At 66.4% G+C, this 4,571-nt stretch carries 4 protein-coding genes and 1 pseudogene; all 5 read left to right on the forward strand.

Annotated elements, in window-relative coordinates; all coding sequences use genetic code 11:
* Positions 1 to 1,365, forward strand: a 1,365-nt coding sequence (locus OZ411_RS42530) for a ShlB/FhaC/HecB family hemolysin secretion/activation protein (protein WP_282532742.1), incomplete at its 5' end; no start/stop codon positions are given.
* Positions 1,365 to 3,392 carry a MotA/TolQ/ExbB proton channel family protein gene (locus tag OZ411_RS42535; protein WP_282532743.1) on the forward strand — a complete coding sequence of 676 codons (2,028 nt, stop codon included), beginning with the start codon at positions 1,365 to 1,367 and terminating at the stop codon, positions 3,390 to 3,392. The genes OZ411_RS42530 and OZ411_RS42535, both read left to right, overlap by 1 nt.
* 6 nt (positions 3,393 to 3,398) lie before the next feature.
* Complete coding sequence (locus tag OZ411_RS42540) at positions 3,399 to 3,803, forward strand: biopolymer transporter ExbD (protein WP_027584694.1); 405 nt, start codon at positions 3,399 to 3,401, stop codon at positions 3,801 to 3,803.
* Between the two features lie 167 nt (positions 3,804 to 3,970).
* Complete coding sequence (locus tag OZ411_RS42545; protein WP_245476797.1) at positions 3,971 to 4,303, forward strand: hypothetical protein; 333 nt, start codon at positions 3,971 to 3,973, stop codon at positions 4,301 to 4,303.
* Positions 4,304 to 4,377: 74 nt separating this feature from the next.
* Positions 4,378 to 4,571 (forward strand): annotated as a pseudogene (locus OZ411_RS42550) (energy transducer TonB); the annotation flags it as partial.

Genomic DNA, 4,571 nt, shown 5'->3' on the forward strand with positions numbered 1-4,571 from the left:
ACCGTGAGCGTGTCGGTGCCGACGCAGAATGCGCTGCGCGGGGTCGTCATTCTCAAGGTGGCGGAGATGAAGGTCGGCCGGCTGCGGGTCAAGAATTCGCGCTACTTCGACATCGAGCAGATCAAGGACCGGGCGAAATCGCTGAAAGAGGGCACGCTGCCGAATTTCAACGATGTCACCAAGGACATCGTCGCGCTCAACCAATGGCCCGACCGGCGGGTCACGCCCGCGCTGCGCGCCGGCGTCTCGCCGGGCACGGTGGATGTCGACCTCAATATCGAGGACAAGGCGCCGATCCACGGCTCCATCGAGGTCAACAACGCCTACTCGCCGAACACCACGCCGGCCCGCCTCATCGCCACCGTGCACTACGACAATCTGTGGCAGCTCGGGCATTCCGCCAGCTTCACCTATCAGGTGGCGCCGCAGCGGCCGGGCGATGCCGAGGTGTTCTCGGGGTCGTATCTGGCGCGGATTCCCGATGTCGAGTGGCTGAGCTTTCTGCTCTACGGCGTGAAGTCGAGCAGCAACGTCGCCACCGTCGGCGGCACCAACATCGTCGGCCCCGGCGAGATCATCGGCGGCCGTGCGGTGATGACGCTGCCGGGCCGCGAGAACTTCTTCCAGACGCTGTCGGTCGGGGTGGACTACAAGCACTTCGACCAGACCGTGGGGCTGGGCACCGACAGTTTCGCCTCGCCGGTGACCTATTATCCGGTGGTCGCCACCTACGGCGCGACGTTCCAGAACGAGAACTTCGTCACCCAGTTCAACGCCGGGATCACCTACAGTCTGCGGCCGTTCGGCAGCGACTGGACCGAGTTCGACGCCAAGCGCTATTACGCCTCGCCGAGCTTCACGCACTTCAACGTCGACGTGTCGCACACCCAGGAACTGCCGGAGAATTTCCAGCTCTGGGGCAAGGTGCAGGCGCAGGTCGCCGACGGACCCCTGGTCTCGAGCGAGCAGCTCAGCGCCGGCGGCCTCAACACCGTGCGCGGCTATCTGGAATCCGAGGTGCTCGGCGATGACGGCGTGATCGGCAATCTCGAGATCCGCAGCCCCGACCTCGGCGCGATGCTGCAGAAGGAGATGAAGGACGAGACCGGCCAGGGAGCGCCGCGTTTCACCACCTTCAACGAGTGGCGGCTGTTCGCCTTTGCCGACGCCGCGCATGTCAGCATCCAGAAGCCGCTGCCGGACCAGCAGTCGGCGTTCAACCTATGGAGCTACGGCGTCGGCACCCGCTTCAAGGTGTTCAACGCATTCAATGGCATGTTCGCGCTGTCCGTTCCGATGGTCAGCCAAACCTATACGCGCGCGGGCGACCCGCGCTTCAACGTTCGGCTCTGGGGTGAATTCTGATGACAATGGGATGGGACAAGATGCGGGCCATGGGGAGCGGTGCGACGCGCGCGGCGGCGAACGCGGCGGCCATGCTGTTGCTGGCTGTGGTGGCGGTGCTGGCGCTGTCGGCGCCGGCGAACGCCTGGTGGAACGATGAATGGCAATTGCGCAAGAAGATCACGATCGATGCCAGCGCCACTGGGGCCAACATCACCGACCCGGTCGGGTCGACGCCGGTCCTGGTCCGGCTGCACACCGGCAACTTCCGCTTCGCCTCCGCCAAGGACGACGGCTCCGACCTGCGGTTTGTCGCCGGCGACGACAAGACGCCGCTGAAGTATCACGTCGAGAAATATGACGGGCTGCTCAGCGAGGCGCTGATCTGGGTCGCGGTGCCGAACGTGCAGCCGGGGGCCAAGGCCGAGATCTGGCTCTACTACGGCAACAAGAAGGCGCTGGCCGCCGCCGACGCCAAGGCGACCTACGATCCGGACACGCTATTGGTCTATCACTTCAACGAGCGCGGCACGCCGTCGCTGGACTCCTCGGTGTGGGCCAACAACGCGCAGAGCGTGGGCCAGCCGGCCGAAGGCGCGATCATCGGCAATGGCGTGCGGCTGACCGGGCAAAATCCGGTGACGCTGCCGGCCTCGCCGTCGCTGACGCAGGCGGCGGGCGCACCGTTCACCTGGTCGGCCTGGATCAAGCCGGCGGCCGCGCAGCCGAACGCCGCGCTCTACAGCCGCCGCGATGCTGCGGCCGGCAATGCGCTGGTGATCGGTCTGGACAATGGCGCGCCGTTCGTCGAGGTGACCAATGCCGGGGCCGCGCAGCGCAGCGGCGCCGGGGCGCCGGTCGCACCTAGCACCTGGCATCATCTGGCCGTGGTTGCGAGCAACGGCCAGGTCACGCTGACGCTCGACGGCAACGCTTACGCGTCGGTCGCCGCCTCGTTGCCGGCGCTGAACACGGTGGCCCTGATCGGAGGTGACACTTCTGCAACCTCCAGTGCAACTCCGGTCGCCCAGGCCGCCCCGTCCGCAGCCGCGCAGTCCCCTGCTGCGACGGCTGCGGACGGCACCGCGGCTCCGGCCGCGGACGATGCCGCCGCTGCGCCCGCGCCCGTTGCGGTCCCGGCGATGGCGGGCTTTGCCGGCGACGTCGACGAGCTGCAGATTGCGAAGATCGCGCGGTCGGCCGGCTTCATCAAATTCGCCGCGATCGGGCAGGGCCCCGACCAGGCCAAGCTGATCGCCTTCAGCGTCGATGAGGAAACCGGAAGCTGGCTGTCGGGCTACTTCGCGGTGATCCTGAAGTCGGTCACGCTCGACGGCTGGGTGGTGATCGGCCTCTTGGTGATCATGGCGGCCTTGAGCTGGGTGGTGATGGTCGACCGCACCGGCTACCTGAACCGCCAGGCCAAGGCCAACGCAGTGTTCATGAAGCACTTCCGCGCGGTCGCCGACGATCTCACCATGCTCGACCGCGGCGAGGATGCCGATGTCGCCACCCTCGGCGGCCGGCTGACGGCGGCCGATGCCAAGGCGATGAAGGCCTCCTCGCTCTATCGCATCTACCACATCGGGGCGCAGGAGATCCGCCACCGCTTCCGCGGCGGCGCCGCGCCGGTGTTGTCCGGCGCCTCGATCGCGGCGATCCGCGCCGCGCTCGACAGCGGCGTGGTCAAGGAGATCCAGCGATTGAACCGGCTGATGGTGGTCCTGACCATCGCGATCTCCGGCGGTCCGTTCCTCGGCCTGCTCGGCACCGTGGTCGGCGTCATGATCACCTTCGCGGCGATCGCGGCCTCCGGCGACGTCAACGTCAACGCGATCGCGCCCGGCATCGCGGCGGCGCTGGTCGCCACCGTCGCCGGCCTCGGCGTCGCGATCCCGGCGCTGTTCGGCTACAACTACCTGATCTCCAAGATCAAGGATCTGACAAGCGACATCCAGGTCTTCGTCGACGAGTTCGTGACCAAGATGGCGGAGTTCTACACCGCCGACCGGCCGGATCCGATCGACCACCGCATGGCCGCGGAGTAAACGGCGATGCAGCTCCAGAGCGACTCCAAGCCGTATGACGACATCAACATCACGCCGATGTTGGACCTCGCCTACGTGCTGCTGGTGATCTTCATCATCATGACGACGGCGACGGTGCAGGGCCAGAAGGTCAACCTGCCGAAGGCCTCGGCGGCGCCGTCGCTGGCGACCCAGACCACCAAGGCGATCACGGTCGCCAATGACGGCAAGATCTTCCTCGACACCATTCCGGTGACGCTGCCCGAGCTCGAGCAGCGGCTGGTGCAGCAGAAGGCGCTGACGCCGGAGTTTCCCGTGGTGCTGCGCGGCGACGCGCAGGCCCAGTACCAAAGCGTGATGGACGTGCTCGACCTGCTCGGCCGCATCGGCCTCAACCAGGTTGGACTCGCCACCAAACCGCTCGTGAAGTGATGCGATCGTCGATCCCGGTGCCAACGCCTCTTCCTCACACGCCTATTCGGCGCAAACGCGCCTATGAGCGTGCGCTCGATGCGCTGCAGCGAGCGCTCGTCCGGCTGCGGCTGGTCGGGCCGGCTCTCGATAACCTTGCCTCCGATGCTGCGAAGGGAGGGGATTGCGTGAGTTCTGTCGTTCTGCCGTTTCCCATTCGGGGCGAAGCGCTTCTGGTCAAGCTGGCGAACGAGCTCCGCGGCCGCGTCACGGCCGGAGAGCTGGAGGATGATCCGTTCCTGGCGACGATCTCGCGCGGCCGCCGGGCGCGCCTGTCGATCGACCGCGATGCCTATGTCGAGTTCGACGCCGAAGACGAAAGCTTCCATCTGAAGATAGATGCCACGCCCGTACTAACGCTGACGCTGGAGACGAAGGAGTTCACAAGGCTCGTTGAATTCGTCTTTCAGTATTTCGCCGAGCGTGATCGCGGTCTGCGGCAGGTCGAGGTCGTGTCGTGAGCAAGCTTCGAGACGATTGGAATCTGCCGGACGAGCCGTCAGATCGTCAGCGCTCCATATTCCGCAGCCCCGGGATGCGTTACGGCGCGGCGCTTGCGGTGATCGCCTTGCTGTTCGGCGGGGCAGGCTACTGGCTGTTCGGCGGGGACGATCTGCCGCCGCCGCGACAGGTCCGCGAGATCACGATCGTCAACATCACGCCGCCACCTCCGCCGCCTCCGCCACCTCCGCCGCCCGAGCAGAAGATGATCGAGCAGCCGAAGATGGC

Source organism: Bradyrhizobium sp. Arg237L (genome assembly GCF_029990105.1).
Taxonomy (GTDB): Bacteria; Pseudomonadota; Alphaproteobacteria; order Rhizobiales; family Xanthobacteraceae; genus Bradyrhizobium.

Excerpts from the sequence above, each read along its gene's own strand:
- OZ411_RS42535 (WP_282532743.1), top strand. The coding sequence starts at position 1,365 with ATGACAATGGGATGGGACAAGATGCGGGCCATGGGGAGCGGTGCGACG.
- OZ411_RS42540 (WP_027584694.1), top strand. The coding sequence starts at position 3,399 with ATGCAGCTCCAGAGCGACTCCAAGCCGTATGACGACATCAACATCACG.